The sequence below is a fragment of the Actinomadura monticuli genome, from assembly GCF_041463655.1.
GTDB lineage: Bacteria > Actinomycetota > Actinomycetes > Streptosporangiales > Streptosporangiaceae > Spirillospora > Spirillospora monticuli.
The window spans coordinates 473038-495779 of sequence record NZ_JAXCEI010000005.1 but is presented as its reverse complement, the minus strand read 5'-3'; the positions used below and the strand labels follow the sequence as shown (position 1 = coordinate 495779).

The 22742-nt window shown below is 73.0% G+C and carries 25 protein-coding genes, 1 tRNA gene and 1 pseudogene; 9 read left to right on the top strand and 18 right to left on the bottom strand.

Features of this window, described 5'->3' with window-relative positions:
* Window positions 1-18: 18 nt before the first annotated feature.
* The 7 genes from SM611_RS14190 to purU all read right to left on the bottom strand — a co-directional run bounded on the left by SM611_RS14190 (window position 19) and on the right by purU (window position 6636).
* Window positions 19-1182, bottom strand: a complete 1164-nt coding sequence (locus SM611_RS14190; protein WP_371949977.1) for a thiolase family protein — start codon at window positions 1180-1182, stop codon at window positions 19-21.
* A gap of 408 nt (window positions 1183-1590) precedes the next feature.
* Window positions 1591-1752, bottom strand: a complete 162-nt coding sequence (locus SM611_RS14185; protein ID WP_371949976.1) for a hypothetical protein — start codon at window positions 1750-1752, stop codon at window positions 1591-1593.
* Between the two features lie 46 nt (window positions 1753-1798).
* The gene (locus SM611_RS14180; RefSeq protein WP_371949975.1) at window positions 1799-2470 is read right to left on the bottom strand and encodes a response regulator; all 672 of its coding nucleotides are present in this window, start codon (window positions 2468-2470) and stop codon (window positions 1799-1801) included.
* Window positions 2467-4068: a sensor histidine kinase gene (locus SM611_RS14175; RefSeq protein ID WP_371949974.1), complete on the bottom strand. Its 1602-nt coding sequence runs from the start codon at window positions 4066-4068 to the stop codon at window positions 2467-2469. The genes SM611_RS14180 and SM611_RS14175 overlap by 4 nt, the downstream gene beginning before the upstream one ends.
* Window positions 4069-4479: 411 nt before the next feature.
* Entirely contained in the window at window positions 4480-5052 is a 573-nt protein-coding gene (locus tag SM611_RS14170; RefSeq protein ID WP_371949973.1) for a hypothetical protein, read from the bottom strand.
* Window positions 5052-5666: a DUF6286 domain-containing protein gene (locus SM611_RS14165; RefSeq protein WP_371949972.1), complete on the bottom strand. Its 615-nt coding sequence runs from the start codon at window positions 5664-5666 to the stop codon at window positions 5052-5054. Before SM611_RS14165 ends, SM611_RS14170 begins: the two co-directional genes overlap by 1 nt.
* Window positions 5667-5787: 121 nt before the next feature.
* The gene (gene purU, locus SM611_RS14160) at window positions 5788-6636 is read right to left on the bottom strand and encodes a formyltetrahydrofolate deformylase (protein WP_371949971.1); all 849 of its coding nucleotides are present in this window, start codon (window positions 6634-6636) and stop codon (window positions 5788-5790) included.
* Between the two features lie 157 nt (window positions 6637-6793).
* Between purU and SM611_RS14155 the strand changes: the two genes are divergently transcribed.
* The 5 genes from SM611_RS14155 to SM611_RS14135 are packed head-to-tail and all read left to right on the top strand — an operon-like array spanning window position 6794 to window position 11230.
* Window positions 6794-7726 (top strand): CE1 family esterase, encoded by a 933-nt coding sequence (locus SM611_RS14155; RefSeq protein ID WP_371949970.1) that lies wholly within the window; start codon window positions 6794-6796, stop codon window positions 7724-7726.
* Between the two features lie 43 nt (window positions 7727-7769).
* Complete coding sequence (locus SM611_RS14150; RefSeq protein WP_371949969.1) at window positions 7770-8954, top strand: amino acid deaminase/aldolase; 1185 nt, start codon at window positions 7770-7772, stop codon at window positions 8952-8954.
* A 16-nt stretch (window positions 8955-8970) separates the two neighbouring features.
* Window positions 8971-9639, top strand: coding sequence for an SIMPL domain-containing protein (locus SM611_RS14145; RefSeq protein WP_371949968.1), 669 nt, complete (start codon window positions 8971-8973; stop codon window positions 9637-9639).
* Window positions 9636-10907, top strand: a complete 1272-nt coding sequence (locus SM611_RS14140) for a family 4 glycosyl hydrolase (protein ID WP_371949967.1) — start codon at window positions 9636-9638, stop codon at window positions 10905-10907. The genes SM611_RS14145 and SM611_RS14140 overlap by 4 nt, the downstream gene beginning before the upstream one ends.
* Window positions 10908-10939: 32 nt before the next feature.
* The gene (locus tag SM611_RS14135) at window positions 10940-11230 is read left to right on the top strand and encodes an anti-sigma factor (RefSeq protein WP_371949966.1); all 291 of its coding nucleotides are present in this window, start codon (window positions 10940-10942) and stop codon (window positions 11228-11230) included.
* On the opposite strand, the gene SM611_RS14130 is transcribed toward SM611_RS14135, so the two are convergent.
* Entirely contained in the window at window positions 11181-11492 is a 312-nt protein-coding gene (locus SM611_RS14130) for a DUF3618 domain-containing protein (protein ID WP_371949965.1), read from the bottom strand. The genes SM611_RS14135 and SM611_RS14130 overlap by 50 nt on opposite strands.
* A 154-nt stretch (window positions 11493-11646) precedes the next feature.
* On the opposite strand from SM611_RS14130, the gene bcp reads away from it, so the two are divergent.
* The gene (bcp, locus tag SM611_RS14125; RefSeq protein WP_371949964.1) at window positions 11647-12114 is read left to right on the top strand and encodes a thioredoxin-dependent thiol peroxidase; all 468 of its coding nucleotides are present in this window, start codon (window positions 11647-11649) and stop codon (window positions 12112-12114) included.
* 349 nt (window positions 12115-12463) lie between these two features.
* Here bcp and SM611_RS14120 read toward each other — a convergent pair.
* The 3 genes and pseudogenes from SM611_RS14120 to SM611_RS14110 all read right to left on the bottom strand — a co-directional run.
* Window positions 12464-13513 (bottom strand): annotated as a pseudogene (locus SM611_RS14120) (IS4 family transposase); the annotation flags it as partial.
* 196 nt (window positions 13514-13709) lie between these two features.
* Window positions 13710-13794: transfer RNA gene (locus SM611_RS14115), tRNA-Leu, on the bottom strand.
* Complete coding sequence (locus tag SM611_RS14110; protein ID WP_371949962.1) at window positions 13757-15349, bottom strand: MFS transporter; 1593 nt, start codon at window positions 15347-15349, stop codon at window positions 13757-13759. Before SM611_RS14110 ends, SM611_RS14115 begins: the two co-directional genes overlap by 38 nt.
* A 41-nt stretch (window positions 15350-15390) precedes the next feature.
* Here SM611_RS14110 and SM611_RS14105 point away from each other — a divergent pair, with 41 nt between their 5' ends.
* The 3 genes from SM611_RS14105 (at window position 15391) to SM611_RS14095 (ending at window position 18014) form a co-directional block, all read left to right on the top strand.
* Entirely contained in the window at window positions 15391-16005 is a 615-nt protein-coding gene (locus SM611_RS14105; protein WP_371950044.1) for a TetR/AcrR family transcriptional regulator, read from the top strand.
* A 168-nt stretch (window positions 16006-16173) separates the two neighbouring features.
* Complete coding sequence (locus SM611_RS14100) at window positions 16174-17082, top strand: MEDS and STAS domain-containing protein (protein WP_371949961.1); 909 nt, start codon at window positions 16174-16176, stop codon at window positions 17080-17082.
* Window positions 17082-18014, top strand: a complete 933-nt coding sequence (locus tag SM611_RS14095) for an anti-sigma factor RsbA family regulatory protein (protein WP_371949960.1) — start codon at window positions 17082-17084, stop codon at window positions 18012-18014. Before SM611_RS14100 ends, SM611_RS14095 begins: the two co-directional genes overlap by 1 nt.
* 182 nt (window positions 18015-18196) lie before the next feature.
* On the opposite strand, the gene SM611_RS14090 is transcribed toward SM611_RS14095, so the two are convergent.
* From SM611_RS14090 to murI, 7 genes are all read right to left on the bottom strand, one after another.
* Window positions 18197-18631 carry a hypothetical protein gene (locus tag SM611_RS14090; protein WP_371949959.1) on the bottom strand — a complete coding sequence of 145 codons (435 nt, stop codon included), beginning with the start codon at window positions 18629-18631 and terminating at the stop codon, window positions 18197-18199.
* Complete coding sequence (locus tag SM611_RS14085) at window positions 18628-19140, bottom strand: SigE family RNA polymerase sigma factor (RefSeq protein WP_371949958.1); 513 nt, start codon at window positions 19138-19140, stop codon at window positions 18628-18630. The genes SM611_RS14090 and SM611_RS14085 overlap by 4 nt, the downstream gene beginning before the upstream one ends.
* A gap of 16 nt (window positions 19141-19156) precedes the next feature.
* Window positions 19157-19591, bottom strand: a complete 435-nt coding sequence (locus tag SM611_RS14080) for a hypothetical protein (RefSeq protein WP_371949957.1) — start codon at window positions 19589-19591, stop codon at window positions 19157-19159.
* Window positions 19592-19682: 91 nt separating this feature from the next.
* Window positions 19683-20297: an RdgB/HAM1 family non-canonical purine NTP pyrophosphatase gene (gene rdgB / locus SM611_RS14075; RefSeq protein ID WP_371949956.1), complete on the bottom strand. Its 615-nt coding sequence runs from the start codon at window positions 20295-20297 to the stop codon at window positions 19683-19685.
* Entirely contained in the window at window positions 20294-21013 is a 720-nt protein-coding gene (gene rph, locus SM611_RS14070; RefSeq protein WP_371949955.1) for a ribonuclease PH, read from the bottom strand. The genes rdgB and rph overlap by 4 nt, the downstream gene beginning before the upstream one ends.
* A 20-nt stretch (window positions 21014-21033) precedes the next feature.
* A complete protein-coding gene (locus tag SM611_RS14065) occupies window positions 21034-21783 on the bottom strand; it encodes an MBL fold metallo-hydrolase (protein WP_371949954.1) in 750 nt (249 codons plus the stop codon).
* Between the two features lie 28 nt (window positions 21784-21811).
* Complete coding sequence (murI, locus tag SM611_RS14060) at window positions 21812-22666, bottom strand: glutamate racemase (protein ID WP_371949953.1); 855 nt, start codon at window positions 22664-22666, stop codon at window positions 21812-21814.
* Window positions 22667-22742 lie beyond the last annotated feature (76 nt).

The following is a 22742-nucleotide window of genomic DNA, read 5'->3' as shown; positions in this document are numbered from 1 at the left end:
GCGCAGCCTAGCCGCCGGTCAGAGCCGTTCGACGATGGTGGCGTTGGCGAGGCCGCCCGCCTCGCACATGGTCTGGAGCCCGAACCGTCCGCCGCGGTCTTCGAGGGCGTGCAGCAGCGTCGTCATGATCCGGGAGCCGCTCGCGCCGAGCGGGTGGCCGATCGCGATCGCGCCGCCGCGCACGTTGACCCGCGCCAGGTCGGCGCCCGTCTCCCGCTGCCAGGCCAGCACGACCGGCGAGAACGCCTCGTTCACCTCGAACAGGTCGATGTCGTCCAGCGTGAGGCCGGCCCGCCCGAGCACCTTCCGCGTCGCCGGGATGATCGCGGTGAGCATCAGCAGCGGGTCGTCGCCGGTCACGGCGAACGCGTGGAACCGCGCCCGGGGCCGCAGCCCGAGCCGCTCGGCGACGTCCGCGCCCATGACCAGCACGGCCGCCGCGCCGTCGTTGATCGGCGACGCGTTGCCCGCGGTGATCTTCCACTCGATCTCGGGGAACCGCTCCGCCGTGCGCTCGTCGTAGTAGGCCGGCCGCAGCCCGGCGAGGACCTCCGGCGACGTCCCGGGACGGACGGTCTCGTCCCACTGCCCCGTCCAGGCGACCTCCCGGTCGAACTCGCCGTTCTTCCACGCCTCGGCGGCGCGCCGGTGCGACTCGTAGGCGTAGGCGTCGAGCTCCTCGCGCGCGAACCCCCACCGGGCGGTGATCAGCTCGGCGCCGATGCCCTGGCCGACGAGCCCGTCCGGATACCGCTCGCCCAGCATCGTCCCGAACGGATCGCTTTCCGGCAGCACGCTCGACCCCATCGGCACCCGCGACATCGACTCGACCCCGCACGCGATCGCGACGTCGTAGGCGCCGCTCTGCACGCCCTGCGCCGCGATGTGCAGCGCCTGCTGGGACGACCCGCACTGCCGGTCGACCGTCATCGCGGGCACGCTCTCGGGGAACCCGGCGGCGAGAACGGCCGTCCGCGTGATGTTGAGCGCCTGCTCGCCGACCTGCGTGACGACCCCGCCGATGACGTCATCGACCTGCCCCGGGTCGATCCCGGCCCGCTCGACGAGCGCCTTCAGCGTCCGGGCCAGCAGATCCGCCGGATGATCACCGTGCAGCGCCCCGCTCGCCTTCCCCTTGCCCACCGGAGTCCGCACGGCCTCCACGATCACCGCATCCCGCACCCCGACCACCTCCGTTCGGTTTTCCAACTAACACTCGCAGTATCCTCCGACAAAGTTGGAAAACACAACCCACTCCTCCGCGTGCGCTGCCTCACATCGGCCGGCCGGGATCGGGCGCGCCGGCAGGCGGCGGGCGGGGACGGAAAAACCCCGGGGCCGCGGCGAATGGCTGCGATCCCCGGGGTTTCGGGCCGCTCAGCGGGAGGGGCCCATGCCGTGGTCCGTCTGTTCCCTCCATACGTCGAAAGGCCCCTTGGTGGAGCCGCCCGTATTCTCACGGTGGGACAAGTGCGCCTCCTCGATGGCCTCGACGTCACGTTCACTACGGACGTTAGCCCGAAGTGCGGACATGGCCGACAAATCAGACCTAAAGGGGCCGTCAATTCGCCGGCGGGGGACGTCCGGGGCTCAGCCGCCCTTGAACATCTCGCGCATCTTGCGAGCGGCGTCGCCCGGTTTCTTCTTCTGGGGCGGGTTCGCGGCGTTCTCGGCGCGGCGCGCGGGCGGCGGGTCCTCGCGCTCCCGTTCGGTGTTCGCCCTGCCCTCGGGCTTGCCAGGCTTCTCGGTCACGACAACTCCCCGATGTCGCTGCACTGTCGTCCCATAGGTACCCCGCCTAGCCGGGGTAGAAGCGCACTTCCGGACGGCCTACCTGTCCGTAGTGGGGTTTGCGGTGCGCCAGGCCGTTCTTCGCCAGGTACTCCAGGTAGCGGCGCGCGGTGACGCGGGAGACGCCGGTGAGGTCGGCGGCAGCGGCGGCGGACAGGCCGTCGGAGGCGCGGGACAGCACGTCCGTGACGGCCTGGAGCGTCTCGCCGCTCATGCCCTTCGGCAGCGCCCGGTGGTCGGGGGTGCGGAGGGTGGCGAGCATGCCGTCCACGTCGGCCTGACCGCTGACCTCGCCGGTGCCGACCGTCTGCTCGCGGAAGCGGGCATAGCGGTCGAGTTTGTCGCGCAGGGACGCGAACGTGAACGGTTTGAGGAGGTACTGGACGACCCCGACCGAGACCGCCGAGCGGATGACCGCCAGGTCGCGGGCGGAGGTGACCGCGATGACGTCCACGTCGCGGCCTCCCGCGCGGAGGGCGCGGCAGACGGTGAGGCCGTGCGTGTCGGGGAGGTAGAAGTCGAGGAGGACGACGTCGACCGGGGTGCGCTCGCAGAAGCGCAGGGCCTCCGCCCCCGAGTGGACGACCCCCGCGACGGTGAAGCCGGCGACGCGTTCGACGTAGGCGCGGTGCGCCTCGGCGGCGACCGGGTCGTCCTCGACGATGAGCACTTCGATCATCGGTTGTCCAGGGGAAGTCGGACGGTGAACACGGCGCCGGCGTCGTGCCCGACCCGGACCTCGCCGCCGTACCGCCGGACGGCCCGCCCGACCAGCGCGAGGCCGAGCCCGTGCCCGACCGGGCCGCCGGACGTCTTCGTCGTCCAGCCGCGCCGGAACATCTCGGGCACGGCGGACGGATCGATCCCCGCTCCGCTGTCGGACACCTCAAGCAGCAGGGTACCGGCGTCCTCCCGGGCGGTGACGACGACCCGGGGCGGACGGGCGGCGGCGTTCTCGATCGCGGCGTCCACCGCGTTGTCGATCAGGTTGCCGAGGATGGTGACGAGGTCGCGGGCCTCGACGGCGCCCTCGATCGCGGTGTCCTCGGTGATGACCAGCTCCACGCCGCGCTCGGCGGCCTCGGCCGACTTGCCGAGCAGCAGCGCCGCGAGGACGGGCTCGGTGACGGCGCCGACGACCCGGTCGGTGAGGCGCTGCGCGGTCGCGAGCTCGGCGGTGGCGAACTCGACGGCCTGCTCGGGACGGCCCAGCTCCACCAGCGACACCACGGCGTGCAGGCGGTTCGCGGCCTCGTGGGCCTGCGAGCGCAGCGACTCGGCGAAGCCGCGGACGGTGTCCAGCTCGCCGGTCAGGCCCTGCAGCTCGGTGTGGTCGCGGAAGGTGACGACGTTGCCCCGCGCCTTGTCGCGGGACCGGACGGGCGAGGTGTTCACGACGAGGACGCGGGTGTCGCCGACGTGGATCTCGTCCGACCGCGGCCGCCGGGACACGAGGGTCCTGACCAGCTCGTCCGGCAGGCCGAGGGACGCGACCGGCCGCCCGCGCGGATGCTCGCGCAGATCGAGCAGTTCGAGGGCGGCGTCGTTGCAGAGGACGACGCGGCCCGCCCGGTCCAGGATGAGCAGGCCCTCGCGGACGGCGTGCAGGATCGCCTCGTAGTACTCGAACATCTCGCGCAGCTCGCCGGGCGCGACGCCGCGGGTCTGCCGGCGCAGCCGCGCGGAGACGAGGTAGCTGCCGGCCATCCCGGCGGCGAGCACGACCCCGGCGACGGCGCCGAGCGCCAGCAGCCGCCGCTCCAGCCGGCCGCTGATCTCCCGGACCGTGATGCCGACCGCGACCAGCGCGACGACCCGCTGCCGGTCGTCGAGGACCGGCGCGACGGTCCGCACGGACGGGCCGAGCGTGCCGGTGTAGGTCTCGGTGAACGTCAGCCCGGCCACGGCGGGCGCGGTGTTGCCGACGAAGTGCCCGCCGATCCGGGACGGGTTGGGGTGCGTGTAGCGGATCCCGTCCGGGCTCATGATCGTGATGAAGTCGACGCCGGTGTCGCGGCGGACGCGCTCGGCGTACGGCTGCAGCAGCCGGCTCGGCTCGTCCGTCGCGATCGCGGCCCGGACGTTCTGCGCGTCGGCGATGCTCACCGCGAGCGCCGTGACGGTCTGCCTCGCGCTCTCGTCGGCGGCGCGCCCGGCGTCCAGGTAGGCGAGGACGGCGCCGGCGGCGACGAGCAGCCCGACGATCGCGGCCTGCAGCACGAGCAACTGCCGCGCCACACTCCAGCTGCCGGGCCTCGCCCAGCGGGGACGCCGCATCGGGCCGCCGCACCTCCTTCCGAACTCGCCGTGAACGAAATGTACACAAGCGTGACGGTCGTCACGGGGTTGCGCATAGTAGCGGTTGCAAGGAACGCGGCCCCGCCGACCACGCTCCCGACCTGCGCGACTTCCCCCAACGCGGTGCGCCCGCCGTGTGCATGCGCCGTCCGTCCCGGCGCATGGGCGCCCGCCGGGGAGCGGGCGCCCGTCCCGGACCGAGCCGGGACGGGCGCCGCTCCTCCCATCGCTCCATCGCTTCCCGTCGCCGCGCCCAGGTGCGTCCGTTCCCGGCGCCGCTGCGGCGGGGCACCGCGGAGCCCTCCCCGGTGACCGCCCGAACACTCGGCCGCCCGGTGCCACGCGCCCCGGTACCGGGCGGCCGTCAGGCGTCCCCGATCGCGGGGACGTTCAGGCCGTCTCCGGCTGCGGGCGGCGGCGGCGCGGGCGCTTCCGCTCGACCAGCGGACGGAACCGGACCACCACCGGCAGGCCGGGCATCCCGACCGCGCGGCGGTAGCGCTCCACCGGCCCCGCGCCCAGCTCCCCGTACACCTCGCCGACCAGCGTGTCTCCCGTGCACGAGACGTCCAGCAGGAGGCGCGGCCGGTCGGCCGTGCCGGTCAGCCGGAGGCGGACGTCCTCGACGCCGGGCAGCGAGCGCACGTCCCGGCCGAGGTCCTCCCCGGCGTGCCGCGCCCGGACGCGGGTCTCCGCGTCCAGGTCGGGCCACCGCTTGTGGACGAGCGTCCGCACCTGCAGGACGAGCCACAGCTGCCCGGCGAGGGCCAGCAGCTCCGCCGCGCCCGCCGCGGACGGCAGGAACCACCCGGTATCGGCCGCGAAGCGCACCAGCGCCGGGTCGAGCAGCGGCCGTCCGGACACCGCGCCGAACGCGTCGAACGCGCCCAGCCCGGCGGCTGCCGCGGACACTCCGGCCAGCAGCAGCACCGTCCCGGTCACCGCGATCGCGATCCGCATCATCAGTCCTTCCGCCAGCCGAGCCGGACGTCGACCGGCGGCCGGTGCATCGGCTCGATCCGGTCCAGGCGCGCGTCGACGGCGTCGCGGACCAGCTCCGCCAGGTTCGACGGGTTGCGGTAGTACGTGCCGGCCCGGACGACCAGCCCCCGCCGGACGACCCCGAGGCCCCGGACGCGGACGCGCTCGATGCCGGGCACCTCCAGCGCCGCCTCAGTGAGCGTCCGCCGCAGCGCGGCCCGTCCGATGAGGCCGGCCTGCCGCGGGTCGGAGCCGGCCAGCGGCACCCCGCGCAGCCGGCCGGGCAGCGCGGCGGCCAGGAACGCGGCCCCGAGGACGGCGACCCCGCCCATCACGACGAGGACGTTCGGGTCATTCCACGTGTACCGGCGCAGGACGTCCAGCAGGGCGGCCACGCCCGGCACCGGATGGACCGCGGACCCGAGCGCGGCGGCGAGCAGTTCGATCGCCGCCACCCCGTTCACCGCCGTCACCAGCAGCGCCGCGGCGAACCCGGCGAACGCGCGGCGCGGCCGGAACGCGCGGACGGCCAGCCGCCGCGCCTCCCGCCTGCCGCGCTCCTCCTCGATCAGGTCCTGGACCAACGCCTCGGCCATAGCCACCCCCGTGAGCCACCGGCACGTCCGACATCGTCACGTGTCGATATCGTCACCCATGGTGCGTCAATGTCACGCGGAGTGAAACACGCCATGCCGACATGTCACGGGAATCCGCAGGTCAGCGGAAGACGACGGTCCGATCGCCGTTGAGCAGCACGCGGTGCTCGGCATGCCAGCGGACGGCGCGGGCCAGCGCGAGGCACTCGACGTCGCGGCCGACCGCCACCAGCTCCTCCGGGCTGTGGGTGTGGTCGACGCGCGCGACCTCCTGCTCGATGATCGGCCCCTCGTCCAGGTCGGCGGTGACGTAGTGCGCGGTGGCGCCGATCAGCTTCACGCCGCGCGCGTGCGCCTGGTGGTAGGGCCGGGCGCCCTTGAAGCTCGGCAGGAACGAATGGTGGATGTTGATGATCTGACCGGGCAGCTTGGCGCAGAAGTCGTCCGACAGGATCTGCATGTAGCGGGCGAGGACGACGAGGTCGGCGCGGTAGTGCTCGACCAGCGTCAGGATCTCCGCCTCCTGCGCGGCCTTGCCGCCGGACCCGGCCGGCAGGTGGTGGTAGTCGATCCCGTACGACTGGGTGAGGGGCCGCAGGTCGGGATGGTTGGACGCGACGGCGACGATGTCGATGTCGAGCAGCCCCGACCGCGTCCGGTAGAGCAGGTCGTTCAGGCAGTGCCCGCCCTTCGACACCATGATCAGGACGCGCGGTCGCTCGGCCAGCGCGTGCAGCCGCCACTCCAGCCCCAGCTCCGGCGCGAGCGACGCGAACGCGGCGCGCAGCTCGTCGGGGTCGGTGTCGTCCAGGGCCGAGAACTGGACCCGCATGAAGAACGTGCCGGACTCGCCGTCCCCGAACTGCTGGCTCTCCAGGATGTTGCACCCGCGCTCGGCCAGCAGCCCCGAGACGGCCGCGACGATGCCGGGCCGGTCCGGGCAGGACAGGGTCAGGACGAATTCGCTCAACGGTCTCACTCTTATCGCGACGCGGCAGGTCGGAACGGGTCCCTACGAGCTTACGCGGGCGCGGCCCGTCCCACCGCCGTCCTCGCGCGCGTCCACCCGGGCACTTCGTCTACCGGCGAGTAGTTTGAGGTCGTCCGTTGGGGTTAGCTTTGCCTCCATGCGGCGAATCCTGCTCGTGGTACTGGCGGTCACCCTCGTTCTCGCGGGCTGCACCGAGAAGCCCGGCGAGAAGGGCGGGGACGGCAAGCGCCCGGCCGAGGCGAACGGCATCCCCACCTCGGCGGGCACGCACAAGCAGAAAATGGACGTGGGGACCTTCGGGCACCGCGAGTTCCTGCTGCACGTGCCGTCCAAGGTGTCCGGCGGCGACTGGGAGGACGGCAAGCCCGCCGACCCGCCCGCGCTGGTCATCGCCCTGCACGGCGGTCTCGCCACCATGGGCAAGATGCAGGACCTGACCGGCTTCGACAAGCTGTCGGACGAGCACGGCTTCCTCGTCGCGTACCCGGACGGCTTCATGACCACCTGGAACGCGGGCGACTGCTGCGGCGCCGCGAAGGTCGGGAACATCGACGACGTCGGCTTCCTGACCAAGCTGATCGACAAAATCACCGGCGCGGGGCTGGCCGATCCGAAGCGGGTCTACGTCACCGGGTTCTCCAACGGCGCGGGCATGGCCTACCGGATGGCCTGCGAGAAGCCGGACAAGGTGGCGGCGATCGGCGTCGTCGAGGGGGCGCTGGTGACGCATTGCGACCCCGGCCGGCCGGTCTCGGCGATGATCTTCCACGGCACGGCGGACGGCAGCGTCCCGTTCAACGGCGGCGGGCACCGCGACTTCAACGACAGGCGCCCGTTCCCGCCGGTGTCCAAGGCGGTCGACTTCTGGCGCAAGGTCGCGGGCCTGCCCGCGCCCACCGAGCGGGTGAAGGCACTCGGCGACACCACAAGCTGCGAGAGCACCGGCAAGGGCGACCAGGGCGTCGCGGTGACCTTCTGCAAGATCCAGGGCGGCACGCACCAGTGGCCGGATGAGGCCGCTCCGATGCTGTGGAACTTCTTCTCCTCACATCCTCGCAACGGTACGTGAGACCTTTTCACATTAGCCGCTAGGGTGTGGCAGTGTGACAAGCATGAACCTCCGGGACCGCTATGACGCCGCGACCGCCGGCATCGAGGCGCCGTTCGCCGTCGTCGACCTGGCGGCCTTCCGCGCCAACGCCGCCGGCCTCGTCCGGCGCGCCGCCGGCAAGCCGATCCGCGTCGCCAGCAAATCGGTGCGCTGCCGGGCCCTCCTGGAGGACGTCCTCGCCACGGACGGCTTCGCCGGGATCATGGCCTTCACGCTCCCCGAGGCGCTGTGGCTGGCGGCCGAGGGCGTCAGCGACGACATCCTCGTCGCCTACCCGACCGCCGACCGGACGGCCATCGCCGCGCTCGCCGAGAACCCCGGGGCCGCGCGGGCCATCACGCTCATGGTCGACTGCCCCGAGCACCTCGCGCTGATCGAGCGCGCCGCCGGCGACCGGAAGATCCGCGTCTGCATCGACATCGACGCCTCCTACCGCCCCCTCGGCGGACGGGTCCGGATCGGCGCGCTCCGCTCCCCGCTGCGCACCGCCGCCCAGGTCTGCGCGTTCGCCGAGCGGATCCTCAAGCGGCCCTCGCTCGACCTCGTCGGGCTGATGGCCTACGAGTCGCAGATCGCCGGCGTCGGCGACGTCCCGCCCGGACGTCCCGCGCGGGGCCGCGTCATCCGCGCCATGCAGCGGCAGTCCCGGCTGGAGCTGGCCCGGCGGCGCGCCGCGATCGTGCGGGCCGTCCGCGAGCTGACCGACCTGGAGTTCGTCAACGGCGGCGGCACCGGCAGCGTCGAGAAGACCGCCGCCGAGCGCGCCGTCACCGAGGTCGCCGCGGGCTCCGGCCTCTACCAGCCGCACCTGTTCGACCAGTACTCCAACTTCAGCGGGCGCCCCGCCGCGCTGTTCGCGCTGCCCGTCGTCCGCCGCCCTGCCCCCGGCGTCGCGACCTGCCTCGGCGGCGGCTACCTGGCGTCCGGCCCGGCCGACGCCGTCCGCCTCCCCCAGCCGTACCTGCCGACCGGGCTGTCCTTCGACCCCAACGAGGGCGCCGGCGAGGTGCAGACCCCTCTGCTCGGCCACGCCGCCGACCTGCTGTCCATCGGCGACCGCGTCTGGTTCCGGCACACCAAGGCCGGCGAGCTGTGCGAACGCTTCGACGCCCTCCACCTCATCGACGACGGCCGCCTCCTCCGCACCGTCCCCACCTATCGAGGCGAGGGCAAGACGTTCCTGTAACACGTAGGTTGGGGGGATGACGGATGCTCCCCTGATCAGTGTTCGTGGTGAGGCTGTTTTGGAGGCCGAGCCGGAGATCGCGCGGCTGTCGGTGCACGTCCAATCGCAGGAGTCCGACCGGCGCACCGCGCTGGACCGGCTCACCGAGCGGAACCGGCAGTGCCTCGACCTGGTCGGGTCGTACGGCGACGCCGTGGAGAAGGTGGAGACGGGCGGGGTGTCGATCGCGCCGGTGCTGAAGTACCGGCGGCGCGAGGGCGACGTCCGGGGCTACCGGGGCACCGTCTGGATCAAGATCGCGGTGACCGACTTCGCGGTGCTCGGGGAGCTGGTCGCCCGGCTCGGCGACCTGGAGCGGACGTACGTCAACGGGCCCGAGTGGGAGCTGCGGCGCGACAGCGAGGTGTACGAGCGGGCCGCCCGGCAGGCGGCGCACGAGGCCGTGGCGCGGGCGCGCGGCTACGCGGAGGCGCTCGGCGCGCGGCTCACCGGCCTGGTGGAGCTGTCGGACGAGGGGGTCGGCCGCACGCCGGACGCCCCCGTCGCGCTCGCCGCCGCGTACGGGGGCCGGATGGACGGCGCCGAGGAGCCGGAGCCGATCGACCTGGAGCCGGAGACGCAGATCGTCCGCGCCGCGGTCGTGGCGCGCTTCACCGCGACGGCGCCCGACCTGGAGCCGCGGTGAAGGTCGCGATCGTCGGGGCCGGCAGCGGCTACATGCCGGGGATCGTCCGCGGGCTGCTGCACCGCGCCGATGATCTCGCCGGGACCGAGCTGGCCTGCTACGACATCGACGCCGTCCACCTGGACGTCATGACACGGCTCGCGCGGAACATGTTCGCCGCGCGGGGCGCCGCGTTCACCGTGTCGTCGCACACCGCGCTCAAGGCGGCGCTGGACGGGGCGTCGTACGTGTTCACGACGTTCCGTCCGGGCGGGCTGGCCGCGCGGCACCTGGATGAGTCGATCCCGCTGAAGCACGGCGTCGTCGGGCAGGAGACGGCGGGGCCGGGCGGGTTCCTCATGGCGCTGCGGTCGGTGCCCGTCCTGCTGGACATCGCGGAGAAGGCGGACGCGGGCGCCTGGATCGTCAACTACACGAATCCAACGAACGTGGTCACCGATGCCGTGGCGCGGCACACCGGCGCCCGCATCATCGGGCTGTGCGACCAGTTCATCGGCGACACCGAGATGTGGGCCGAGCTGCTGGGGCTGCCGTCCGACGGGCTGGAGGCCGACTGGATCGGCCTCAACCACGCCACCTGGGCGCAGCGGCTCCGGCTCGACGGCCGCGAACTCGACGTCCCGCTCCTGCTGGACGATCTGGAGGTCCCCGGCGGCGGCGCGACACCGTGGCGCGACCCGTCCCGGATGGCGGAACTGGCCAAGACGCTCGGGTTCCTGCCGAACTCCTACTCCAAGTACTACTTCTTCCACGACGAGGTCGTGGCGGAGCTGCGGGCGAAGGGCACGACCCGCGCGCAGGACATCCTCGCCATGCTGCCCGGCTACTACGAGCAGGTCGCCGCCGAATCGCGGAAGGCCGACCCCGACCCGTCCCGGGAGCGCGGCGGCGGGGAGCACGGCGAGTTCGCCGTCGACGTCATCTGCGCCCTGCACCGGGACGAAGGCCGCCGGATGATCGTCAACACGCGGAACAACGGGGCGATCGCGTCGCTGGACGCCGACGCGATCGTGGAGGTCCCGGCCCTGGTCGGACGGTCCGGACCCGTCCCGCTGACGATGGGCCCGCTGCCCGGCCCGGTGCGCGGCCTCACCCAGGCGATCCACGCCTACGAGCGGCTCGCGTCCGACGCCGCCGTCACCGGCGACCGCCGCACCGCGCTGCAGGCGCTGATGGCGCACCCGTTCGTGCGGAGCAAGCACACCGCGGAGAGGATCCTGGACGAGGGCCTCGCCGCCCACCAAGACCATCTCCCCCAGTTCCGCTGAACGGGGCGGGGCGCCGTCCCGTACTCCAGGGTGTGGGAGGAACGGACTGCGGGGCGTACCGTCTCGGTCTCGGCGTCTACGCCATCGGGCAGCTGGTCGGCGCCGAGGCCGACGCGCTGTCGGCGCACCTGCTGAACTGCCCGACCTGCCGCGCCGAACTCGCCGAGCTGCGGGACGTCGCCGAGCTGCTCGCGCACTCCGCCCGGTCGGGCGCCCTACCGGAACGCGAAGGCGCCGGCCGCGGACCGCGGACCGGCGCCTCCAGGTCGAGCCTCAGCGGCGCCTGCGCCTACGGCGCCAGAGGACCAGGGCGGTCACGGTGACCGCGGCGCCGACGCCCGCGAGCACCACGCGCTTGTCGATGCCGCCGCCCTGACCGTCGTCGTCCTCGCCGGGGGGCCGCACCATCGCGCCGATGGCCTTGGCGACCTGGTCGGCCTCCTCTTTCAGCCGCTCGACGCCCCGGTGCGCGACGTTCTTCGGGTTGACCCGGTCCGCGAGTTCGTCGACGGTGCGCGCCAGGTCCTTGCGGGTGCGCGCTATGTAGCGTTCGACCTCCTCAGGGTCGCTGAACCTGTCGGCCATGCCGTGTCCTTATCGTCGTGTAGGGCGAACTCGCAGCGGGGCGAGACCACGAGGCAAGCATGATCCGAACAGTGTTGCAGGTCTTACCGGGGGACGTCCGGCCAACCCCGGCCGGTACGGTTGGTTCCACCATCCGAGCGAAAGGCGGGTCAGGGTGTCCGAGCGGCTGCAGCCGGGCGACGTCGCCCCCGATTTCGAGCTTCCCGACGCGGACGAGAGCGCGGTGTCGCTGGCCTCGCTGCGCGGCAGGCGCGTGATCCTCTACTTCTACCCGGCGGCCATGACTCCCGGGTGCACCAAGGAGTCCGTCGACTTCGAGGGGAGCCTGGCCGAGCTGGAGGCCGCGGGCGTGACCGTCGTCGGCGTCTCCCCCGACAAGCCGGCGAAGCTCGCGAAGTTCCGGGAGAAGGAGGGGCTGACGTTCCCGCTCCTGTCCGACCCGGACGCCGAGGTCCTGAAGGCCTACGGCGCGTACGGCGAGAAGAAGCTGTACGGGAAGGTCGTCGTCGGCGTCATCCGGTCCACGTTCATCATCGACGCCGAGGGCAGGATCGAGAAGGCGTACTACAACGTGAAGGCCACCGGGCACGTGGAGCGCCTCCGCCGCGACCTCGGGGTCTAGCACCAATGCCGGGAAGTTAAGGATCTCGGGTTGCTGTCAAGGGGGATCCGGTGAGGATGTTGATGGCGATGGTGGCCTGGTAGGTGGTTCGGTCGATGACCGGGCCGCGGGCGTTGTACTTGGAGATCGCGCGTTTGACGGTGCGGGCGTTGGTGCGCATGCGTCGGTCGGGCAGCAGGTTGTCCAGGACGGCTCGTCCGATGCGGCCGGTCAGGTCGATGGTGGTGTCGGCGATCACGCCGGCGGCCTGGATGACCTGGTCGCGGGCGGCGGCCAGGGCGGTACTGAAGCCGGCCCGGTCCGGGGCGATGCGGGGGTCGCTGTTGGTGGCGTCGGCCATCGCGGTGCGTAGTGCCTGGTAGGCGATCAGCAGCGCGTAGACCTCCTGGTCGGTGCCGGCCGGGGTCCGGGCCCGCAGGACACGGCCGCCCAGGATGGAGGATTTCAGCTCCAGGTAGGCGGTCTCGACCTCCCACCGCTGGTGGTAGAGCCGCACCAGGTCGGTGGCCGGATAGGCGCCAGGGTCCAGCAGTGTGGTGATGAGCCGGTAGCTGCCGGTGGACTGGCCGGCGGCGGTGGAGACGGTGATGGCGGCGTCGATGACGCGGACCTTGATCCCGCCGTGCCGGGAGATGAACGAGCCGTCGGGCAGGCGGTGCAGGGCCGGCAGCTTGGGTGCCGAGCGGCCGTTCTTGACCCGGATCAGCAGGTGGGCGCCGGTATCGGCGATCTGCTTGACCAGCCACCCGGCGGCAAAGCCCCGGTCGGCCAGCACGATCATCTGCTCACCCAGCGCGCCCAGCAGCCGGGCCGCATAGGCGGTCTCGCCGTTGCCGGTCCCGCAGGCCGGGCCGAACGCCGCGTCCAGGACGCTGCGGGTGCCGCAGGCCACCACCGCGACCAGACGCAGCATCGGGAAAGCCGACCCGCGCTGCTGGGGATAGGCCACGCGGTTGGCCGGGCTGTCGGCCGCACTCATCACGGTCCCATCGACGGCGCACACCAGCAGACCCCGCCACCGCACCGCGCCGCCGAGCGTGGCGGCCGGGCCGCGCAGCAACTCAAACAGCGCCTTCAGCGGTGCGACACCCAATCGCCGCCGCGCCTGGGCCAAAGCGGCCCCGCTCGGCACCGGCTGCGACCCGCCGAGCCCGGCGGTCAGCCGCCCCCATACCTGCACATAGCCCAGCTCGGCGAACAACACCCCGGCCAGCAGCAGATACACCACCACCCGGGACGGAAGCAGCCGCACCCGCCGCTGCACGGCACCGGTCGCCACCAGGACCTCGTCGACCATCTCGAACGGCACCTGCTGGGTCAGCTCACCCAGATGCCCGGGCGCGAACACCCCCGCCCCCACCCGGACCGTCCGCGTGACCGTACTGATAGCGCAGGCCAGCGTGGACCTGCCAGACTGCTGAGACAACGGAGATCCAGTCTGTTCGGACGTTTGTGAGAGAACACCCGTTCTACTGGATCTCCGTTCTCATGTCCGGCCACCAGCCGAGAACCCTTGACACCCCCGGCGTCATCCTCAACTTCCCGGCATTGGGTCTAGCACCGCGAAGGCCCGCGCTCCGCGCGCGGGCCGGGTGTGCGGGCGGGGGGATTCGAACCCCCACGGTGTCGCCACCAACAGGACCTAAACCTGCCGCGTATACCTGATTTCGCCACGCCCGCCGGTGCCTCCCTCGGGGAGCGCGTTCAGCTTAGCGGCTTGGTCCGCGGGCTCGGCAACGGAATTCGCGGGCTCCCGGCGCGGCGTCCGGTACAGGGCCGCGACGGCGACGGCGGTGGCGGCGATCACGATGGACGCGGTGAGGAAGGCCGACTGGACACCGTCGGCGAACGCCGCCCGCGCCTGCTCGGCGACCTGCGGGCCGAGCCGCAGCGCGCCCGCGAGCGACTCCTTCGCCCCTTCGGCGGCCGGTCCGGGCAGCCCCACCGGGTCCAGGTTCGCGCGGTAGGCCGACTGAAGGAGGCTGCCGAGGACGGCGATCCCGAGCGCGCCGCCCAGCTCGCGGGCCAGGTCGTTCATCGCCGAGCCGACGCCCTGCTTCTCCGCGGGCAGCGCGTCGGTGATGGCCGCGGTCGCGGGCGTCATGGCGAGGCCCATGCCGGCGCCGAGCGGGATCAGCCCGGCGAGCAGCAGCCAGTAGGTGCTGTCCTCGTCCAGCAGGGAGAAGACCAGCATCGCGACGCTGACCAGCAGCAGGCCGGCGGTGATGACGCGGCGCGGGCCGAGCTTGGCGGCGGCGCGGGGCGCGACGCCGCGGGCGAACGGCATCATCGTGAGCGCCATCGGCACGAGGCTGAGCGCCCCGACGAGCGCGCTGTGGTCCTTCACCAGCTGCAGGTACTGCAGGACGATGAAGACGAAGCCGAAGAAGGCGAAGAACTGCAGGGTGAGCGAGAGCGCGCCGGCGGAGAACGCGCGGACGCGGAACAGCCGCGGGTCGAGCAGCGGGTTCGCCCGCTTCAGCTCCCAGCCGACGAACCCGGCGAGGATGGCGACCGAGGCGGCGAGGCCGAGCAGGGTGCGGGCGCTCCCCCAGCCCTCGGTGGGCGCCTCGATGATCGAGTAGACGCCGGCGCCGAGCCCGGCGACGGTGATGGCGGCGCCGGTCAGGTCGAGCTTCGGGGCGTCCGGGTCGGCGGACTCGGGGACGACCGCGAGGGTCGCGACCAGCGCGACGACCGCGAGGACGACGTTCATCCAGAACACCGACCGCCACGACCACGCCTCCAGCAGGCCGCCGGACACCAGCAGCCCGAAGATCGCGGACGCTCCGGCGACGCCCGCCCAGGCACCGACCGCCTTCGTGCGCTGCGCGGCCGGGAACGTCGAGGTGATCGTCGACAGCGTCGCGGGCATCACGAGCGCGGCGCCGACGCCGAGGACGCCGCGCATCGCGATCAGCCAGCCGGGATCGCTGGCGAGCGCGGCGGCGGCCGAGCCGGCGCCGAAGACGACCAGCCCCGCGGCGAGCGCGCGGCGGCGCCCGTAACGGTCCCCGATGGCGCCGCCGAGCAGCAGCAGCGCGGCGAACACGAGCGCGTACGCGTCGATGATCCAGGACAGTTCGGTGAGCCCGGCGTGGGTGTCGCGGGCGATGGACGGGACCGCCGTGTTCAGGGACGCCACGGCCGACACGACGGTGGCGAGGGAGAGCATCACGGCCGGCAGCACCGCGCGGTGGACGGTGCCCGGGCCCTCCGGAGCTGTGGTCTTCATGCCTCGACTCTCGGCCCCGCCCCGGCTATATTTCAATCGTGATGAATAAATCCGGGCCGGGCACGCGGGGGCGGCGACGCGGCAGCCCCGACACCCGGGAGGCGATCCTCGCGGTGGCGCGCCGCCGCTTCCTCGCCGACGGCTACGGGCCGGTCACGATGCGGTCCATCGCCGCCGAGGCCGGCGTGGACGCCGCGCTGATCAGCTACTTCTTCGGCTCGAAGAAGGGACTGTTCGGCGCGGTCCTCGGGCTGGTCGCCAACCCGCCCGAGGTGCTCGCCGGCGCGCTGCCCGGCGACCCCGGCACGCTGCCCGAACGCGTCCTGCGGGCGCTGCTGGCGGCGTGGGACGACCCGGAGGGCGGCGCGCGGCTGGTGCTGCTGGTGCGGGCCGCCGTGCACGAGCCCGAACTCGCCCGGCTGCTGCGCGACCTGCTCGAACGGGAGATCATCGGCCGGATCGCCGAGCACGTCGGAGGCCCCGGGGCGACCGCGCGGGCCGGCGCGTTCGGCACGCAGCTCGCCGGGCTGATCTTCGCCCGCTACATCATCGGCATAGAACCGGTCGCGTCGATGACGCACGATGAATTAATCCGGCACCTGGCGCCGGGGCTCCGCGCCGTCCTGTACCGGGCGCCACACCCCCGTGCCCGGTAAGGACGGGTCGGTCGCGGAATTTGACACCGCCGTCCGGCTGCGGCTCGTCCTTCCCCCGCTCGGACCGGCCAGTACGGACGGAGGGTGAGGAGCTCCATGCGTTGGGCTTCCAAATCGTCCGCGGCGGCGTACGCTGAACGAATCCACCCAGAATCCGATGGGCAGGCCATGGAAACATCCTGGTTCGCCACGCGCCCCGTCAGCGCCGTCCGGCCCGGGGACCACGGCTGGCTGGCCTACAACGGTCCCGAGGAGCGCGACCGGGTCATCGGCCCCTTCGTGAGGGAGGGCCTGGAGACCTCGGAGAAGGTCGTGTACGTCACCGACGTCCCCGCCGAGCGCCTCCCCGGCCTCGGCCCGGGCATCGACGTGGAGGAATGCGTCGAATCCGGCCGGCTGCGGGTCATCGCGCGGCGGGACGCCTGCCTCGACCGCGACGGCGCCTTCGCCCCGGCCCTGATGCTCGACACCATCGGGCGGGAGGTCGGCGAGGCGTTCGACCAGGGTTTCCGCGCGGTGCGCCTCACCACCGACTACAGCTGGCTGCTGCACGGCCCCGAGCCCACCGACCTCGGCCGGATGCTCGGCTGCGAGCACCGGGTCGGCGACACCGTCTCGCCGAGCACGATGGCGATGGCGATCTGCCAGATCGACCGGCGCGCGTGCCCGCCCGACCAGCTCAACGCCCTCCGCGACACACACGAGGTCCTCGTGGAAGTGAACCCCGAATTCGACGACGGGATCCTGAAGATCGTGCGCACGTTCGATCCGGCCGGCCTCCGCATCGAGGGCGAGCTGGACGCCGCCCGGCACACGGTGGTCGCCGAGACGCTCTGCCGGATCGGCACGCTGCACGGCAGCGTCCACCTGGACCTCTCCCGGCTCGGCTTCATCGACATCGGCGGCCTCAACCTGCTGGCACGGCACGCCACCCGGCTGCCCGCCGACGGGTCGCTCGTCCTCGACCATCTGCGGCCGAGCGTGGAGCAGGTCATCGAAGCGGTCGGCTGGAACCGGCTGCCGGGCCTCTCCCGCGGCGCGCGGGCGGGGCTCCCGGGGACGGAGGACATCGCCTGATGGCCCTGGAGCACAAGGCGTTCATGTACTCCGGCACCGACGACTTCCTGTCGGTCACGGTGCCGTTCCTGACGTCCGGCCTGGACCGGGGGCAGGCCGTCGTCGCGGTGGCGCGCGAGCCCAACCTGTCCGCGCTGCGCGACGTCCTCGGCGAGAAGGAGATCCTCTTCGTCGACTCCCTCGGCTTCTACCTGCATCCCGTCCACACCTTGCGCGACTACCAGACCATCATGCGGGACAACGCACCGCGCAAGGTGTGCGCCGTCGCCGAACCCGTCTGGGACGGGCTGGACGAGCGGCAGACCCTGGAGTGGATCCGGTACGAATCCCTCATCAACGTGGTGTTCGGCGACTCCGACGCCCGCGCGCTGTGCACCTACGACACCGTGTCGCTGCCGCCCCGCGTCCTGAGCGAGGCGCGGCGCACCCACCCGCTGCTGCTCGCCCCCGGCCACGACGGCGCGAGCGACGACTACCTCGACCCGGTGGCCTTCGGTTCCCGCTGCGACCGCGGGCTGCGCTTCGACCGTCCCGGCGACGCCGAGTACCTGCCCATCGACGGCGCCGACCTGCACGTCCTGCGCACCTTCGTCGGCGAACGGGCGCACCGGCACGGCCTCACCGTGCAGGCCGCGCAGAACCTCGTCACCGCCGTGAACGAGATCGCGGCGAACGCGCTGCAGCACGGCACCCCGCCGATCGGCCTGTGGGTGTGGCAGGACGGCGACGAACTCGTCTGCGAGGTCGGCGACCACGGCTTCTGGCGGCCCGGCCCCGGCCCGCTGACCGGTTATGTCCCGCCGGAATCGGCCCTGCAGAGCGGCTTCGGCCTGTGGACCGTCCGCCTCCTGGTCGACCTCATGGAACTCCGCGCCGGATGGGACGGCACCTTCGTAAGAGTCCACTGCTCGACCCTCGGCGTCAGGCGCTAGAGCGCTGTGTTCGTTGCTCCGCCCTCGGCGTCCGGCGATTAGAGCGCCTTCTTTCAACGGGCCGAGCGGCGATCGCTGCATCGCTCCGGCTCGCCCAGGGGCTCGCTGCGCGATCGGTTTCTCGCGGGCTCGAAACCGCCTTCGGACGCGATCGCAACACGGCGGGTCGGTGCGGGCCGGGCTTACGGACGTGTGCCGTCAGGTTGGCGCGTGGCCGGCGCATCGGTTGTGGTCGGTGAAACGGTGCCGGTCGGCGAAACGGTGACGGACGGTGAAGCGGTGGTCGGCGGTGAAGCGCTGGGTGCGGGGGTCGGGGGTGCCGAGGGCTGGTTGGTCGGTGTCGGGACGGGTGGGTCCATCTCCTGTGCGGGGCCCATCGGACGAGGTTGTTCCGGGTTTCGCGTGACCGGCCACAGGAGCAGGACCACCGCCACGAGGACGGCGGCGGTGAGGGCGGCGGCCAGGGTCGGGAGCATCCACGTGCGGAGGGGGACGGGGACGGTGCGGGTGCTCCGGGCCGCGTCCTGGAAGCGGCGGACGGTGGCGGGGTCCGCGTGGACGTCGTCGGCGGCGGCGCGGTAGTGGTCGCGTAGCAGGTCGTCCAGGTCGTCGTTCACGCGCGGCCCTCCCTCAAGTGCTCCCGCAGCGCGGCCATGGCCCGCGCGGTGTGGCTCTTCACCGTTCCCCGGGAGATCCCGAGCGCGTCGGCGATCTCGTGTTCGCTCAGGTCGCACCAGTACCGCAGCACGACCACCGCGCGCTGCTTCGCCGGCAGCGCGCGGAGCACCTCGTCGAGGTCGCCCGCGGCGGCCCCCGGCGCCGGGGACGGCCCCGCGAGCCGCTCCAGGTCGGCGGCCGACCCGGCCGGGGTGTCGCGGCGGCGGGCGCGCCGCCTCCCCTCGTCGATCGCGAGGTTGACCAGGACGCGGCGCGTGTACGCCTCCGGGTCGCCGTCCGCGAGCCGCCCCCACTTCCGCGCGACCCGCTCGTAGGCGGTCTGGAGCAGGTCCTCGGCGAGGTGCCGGTCGTAGACGAGGAACACGGCGGTGCGCAGCAGCCGGCCCGCGGTCGCGGCCACGAAGTCGTCGAACGTGGCCGCCGTCCCGCGGATCTCCTGGGTGCTCAACGCGGACAGGTCGCACCTACCCGTCGTGGGAGGGCACCGGCGACGGGGTGGCCGTCGTGGTCGGCACCGGCCTCGGCATCGTCGGCCGGGTCGTCGGGGCCGGGGCCGCGGTCGCCGGCGGCCTGGCGGGCGCGGGCTCCAGGCAGGGCGCCGGCGCGGGCGTCGCGGTCTCCGGCGCCGACGGCACCGGCACGGGCGCCGTCTCGGGCGGCGCCGTCGGGGCGGGCGCGGGAGGCGTCGGCCGCCTCGTCGCCGGCGGCTCGCACGGGGCCGACGGCACCGGTGACGGCGTCCGGGCGGGAGGCGTCGCCTCGCTGGCGGCGACGGGCTTCGCGTCCGTGGACGACGCGGAAGCGGCGGCCAGCCAGACTCCGGCGGCGACGAGACCCGTCCCGCCGAGCCCGGCGAGTGCGAGCAGCGGGCCGCGGCGGATGCGGCGCTTGTCGGTCATGGTGCTCCTCGGGGGAAGTTTCCCTACACCCCCGATAACCCCCGGCCGGGTCCGGCGGGTTGTCATGCCGCCGGGTTTTTCTCGCGGGACGTCAGCCGCCGGCCGCCAGCGCGTCCGGGACGAGGGCGGCGAGGTCGCGGAACGCCCTGCCGCGGTGGCTGATCGCGTCCTTCTCGGCGGCGGACATCTCGGCGGTGGTGCGGGTCTCGCCGTCCGGGACGAAGACCGGGTCGTAGCCGAAGCCGCCCGTGCCGCGCGGCTCGCGGATCACGGTGCCCCGCATGCGGCCCTCGACGGCGCGCTCGACGCCGCCGGGGGTGGCGAGCACGGCCGCGCACACGAAGGCTCCGCCGCGCCGGTCGTCGGCGACGTCGGAGAGCTGGTCGAGGAGCAGGTGGAGGTTGGCGGCGTCGCGGTCGCCGGTGGCGGCGCCGAAGCGGCCCGACCAGCGCGCGGACAGGACGCCCGGCATGCCGTTCAGCGCGTCCACGCACAGGCCCGAGTCGTCGGCGACGGCGGGCAGGCCGGTGAACGCGGCGATCGCGCGGGCCTTCAGGAACGCGTTGCCCTCGAAGGTCAGCTCGGTCTCGGGGACGTCGGGGGCGCCCGGGAACTCGTCCAGCCCGACGACGTCGAGGCCGCCGAGGATGCGGTGGAGTTCGGCGACCTTGCCGCGGTTGTGGCTGGCGAGGACGATCCGGCTCATCGGCCGAGGGCCTCCTTCTGGAGGCGGGTGAGGTCGGCGCAGCCGCCGGCGGCGAGGTCGAGCAGCGCGTCCAGCTCGCCGCGGTCGAACGGGGCGCCCTCGGCGGTGCCCTGCACCTCGACGAACCGGCCGTCGCCGGTGCAGACGACGTTCATGTCGGTGCCGGCGGCGGAGTCCTCCTCGTAGCAGAGGTCGAGGCGGGCCTCGCCGTCGACGACGCCGACGCTGACCGCCGACACGGAGGTGATCAGGGGGTCGCCCTTGAGGAGCTTGCGCTCCCCCATCCAGGAGACGGCGTCGGCCAGCGCGACGTAGGCGCCGGTGATCGCGGCGGTGCGGGTGCCGCCGTCCGCCTGCAGGACGTCGCAGTCGAGCTGGACGGTGTTCTCGCCGAGCGCCTTCAGGTCGAGGCACGCCCGGATGGATCGCCCGATCAGCCGGGAGATCTCGTGGGTGCGCCCGCCGATCCGGCCCTTGACGGACTCGCGGTCGTTGCGGGTGTTGGTGGCGCGGGGCAGCATCGCGTACTCGGCGGTGACCCAGCCGAGGCCGCTGTCGCGCCGCCAGCGGGGCACCGACGCCTGCACGGACGCCGCGCACAGCACCCGGGTCGCGCCGAACTCGACGAGCACCGAACCCTCCGCGTGGTCGAGCCATCCGCGCTGGATGCGGACGGGGCGGAGCTGGTCTGGAGCGCGATCACCGGGGCGGGCCATGCGCCCAACCCTAGCGGGACTCAGAGGGTGTAGCGGGCGCCCACACGGGCCAGCTCGATGTCGCCCTCGTAGGCGGTGGCCTTGGCCTCCTTGAGGGAGAGGTCCGCATCGTTCCAGGGGACGAGGTGGGTGAGGACGAGCCGTCCCACCTCGGCGCGGGCGGCGTGCTCGGCGGCCTCGCGTGCGGTCAGGTGCAGTTCGGGCGGGTGGCCCGGACCGTCCAGGAAGGACGCCTCGCAGAGGAACAGGTCGGCGCCGCGCGCCAGCTCCACCAGCTCGTCGGACGGGCCGGTGTCGCCGGAGTAGGCGAGGACCCCGCCGCCGTGCTCGATGCGGAACGCGTACGCCTCGACCGGGTGCGGCATCTGCGCGGTCGTCACGCGGAACGGCCCGATCTCGTAGGGGCCGGGGCGCAGCGTCTGGAAGTCGAACGTCTCCGACATGCCCGGGACGGGGTCGAGGTCGTAGGCGCGGGCCATGCGGGCGGCGGTGTCGGCGGGGCCGTGCACCGGGAGCCGCGGGGGCGGGCCGCCCGGTCGGTAGGTGCGCGCGACCCAGTACCCGCACAGGTCCAGGCAGTGGTCGGCGTGGAGGTGTGAGATGCAGACGGCGTCGATCTCGTACAGCGAGCGGAACCGCTGCAGCGACCCGAGTGCCCCGTTGCCGAGATCGAGCACCAGCGCGTAGCCGTCGGCCTCGATCAGGTAGCTGGACGCGGGGCTGTCCGGCCCAGGGAAACTGCCGGAGCAGCCGATCACAGTGACCCGCACGCTCACTCCTCCTTCGGTCCCCGAGGAATCAGGTGGTCAGTGCCTCGTCGGGCACGGCCTCGCTCAACGTCGTCTCCACCGAGCCGATCTCCGGTCCGAGGAAGCGGCGGCCGAGCTCGGCGAACACGGCGGGGTCCCCGGTGGCACGGAACCGGTGCCGCGGCCGGGGCGTCGCCTCGGCGCGGGCCAGCCCCCGATCGTGCAGCACTCGGTACACGTCCTTGGCGGTCTCGTCGGCACTTGACACCAGTGTGACCCCGTCGCCCACGACATACGAGATGACGCCGGTCAAAAGGGGGTAGTGGGTGCAGCCGAGAATGAGGGTGTCGCAGCCGGCGTCCACGATCGGCCGCAGGTAGCCGCGGGCGGCCTCCAGCAGTTCCCCGCCCATCGTCACGCCCGCCTCGACGAACTCGACGAAGCGCGGGCAGGCGGCGCTGACGAGGTCGATGTGCGGGGCGGCGGCGAACGCGTCGTCGTAGGCGCGGCTGGTCACGGTGGCCTGCGTGGCGATCAGGCCGACCCGCCCGTTGGACGTGGCGCGGGCGGCGCGGCGGGTGGCGGGGTTGATGACCTCGACGACCGGGACGTCGTAGCGTTCGCGGGCGTCGCGCAGCATCGCCGAGCTGGCGCTGTTGCAGGCGATCACCAGCATCTTCACGCCCTCGTCGACGAGCTGGTCCAGCATCTCGAGGGCGAACGCGCGGACCTCGGCGATGGGGCGCGGCCCGTACGGCTGGCGGGCCGAGTCGCCCAGGTAGACGATCGGCTCGTTGGGGAGCTGGTCGAGGATGGCGCGGGCCACCGTCAGCCCACCGAAACCGCTGTCGAAGATCCCGATGGGAGCGTCTGGGAGGCCGTCCCCCCGGGATGGATCTGACATGGTGCACAAGGCTAAGCGACACGGCCCCGCACGGGTGCGTCATGCGTCGGACATCACACCGTCACATGCCGGAAAA

What these genes read in the sequence shown, in the direction of transcription:
- SM611_RS14105 (WP_371950044.1), top strand. Translation starts at nt 15,391, where the DNA reads ATGAATAAATCCGGGCCGGGCACGCGGGGGCGGCGACGCGGCAGCCCC.
- SM611_RS14165 (WP_371949972.1), bottom strand. Translation starts at nt 5,666, where the DNA reads ATGGCCGAGGCGTTGGTCCAGGACCTGATCGAGGAGGAGCGCGGCAGG.
- SM611_RS14095 (WP_371949960.1), top strand. Translation starts at nt 17,082, where the DNA reads ATGGCCCTGGAGCACAAGGCGTTCATGTACTCCGGCACCGACGACTTC.
- SM611_RS14130 (WP_371949965.1), bottom strand. Translation starts at nt 11,492, where the DNA reads ATGGCCGACAGGTTCAGCGACCCTGAGGAGGTCGAACGCTACATAGCG.
- murI (WP_371949953.1), bottom strand. Translation starts at nt 22,666, where the DNA reads ATGTCAGATCCATCCCGGGGGGACGGCCTCCCAGACGCTCCCATCGGG.
- rph (WP_371949955.1), bottom strand. Translation starts at nt 21,013, where the DNA reads ATGGCCCGCCCCGGTGATCGCGCTCCAGACCAGCTCCGCCCCGTCCGC.
- SM611_RS14170 (WP_371949973.1), bottom strand. Translation starts at nt 5,052, where the DNA reads ATGATGCGGATCGCGATCGCGGTGACCGGGACGGTGCTGCTGCTGGCC.
- SM611_RS14150 (WP_371949969.1), top strand. Translation starts at nt 7,770, where the DNA reads ATGAACCTCCGGGACCGCTATGACGCCGCGACCGCCGGCATCGAGGCG.
- SM611_RS14080 (WP_371949957.1), bottom strand. Translation starts at nt 19,591, where the DNA reads ATGACCGACAAGCGCCGCATCCGCCGCGGCCCGCTGCTCGCACTCGCC.
- SM611_RS14155 (WP_371949970.1), top strand. Translation starts at nt 6,794, where the DNA reads ATGCGGCGAATCCTGCTCGTGGTACTGGCGGTCACCCTCGTTCTCGCG.
- rdgB (WP_371949956.1), bottom strand. Translation starts at nt 20,297, where the DNA reads ATGAGCCGGATCGTCCTCGCCAGCCACAACCGCGGCAAGGTCGCCGAA.
- SM611_RS14100 (WP_371949961.1), top strand. Translation starts at nt 16,174, where the DNA reads ATGGAAACATCCTGGTTCGCCACGCGCCCCGTCAGCGCCGTCCGGCCC.
- SM611_RS14180 (WP_371949975.1), bottom strand. Translation starts at nt 2,470, where the DNA reads ATGATCGAAGTGCTCATCGTCGAGGACGACCCGGTCGCCGCCGAGGCG.
- SM611_RS14175 (WP_371949974.1), bottom strand. Translation starts at nt 4,068, where the DNA reads ATGCGGCGTCCCCGCTGGGCGAGGCCCGGCAGCTGGAGTGTGGCGCGG.
- SM611_RS14110 (WP_371949962.1), bottom strand. Translation starts at nt 15,349, where the DNA reads ATGAAGACCACAGCTCCGGAGGGCCCGGGCACCGTCCACCGCGCGGTG.
- SM611_RS14145 (WP_371949968.1), top strand. Translation starts at nt 8,971, where the DNA reads ATGACGGATGCTCCCCTGATCAGTGTTCGTGGTGAGGCTGTTTTGGAG.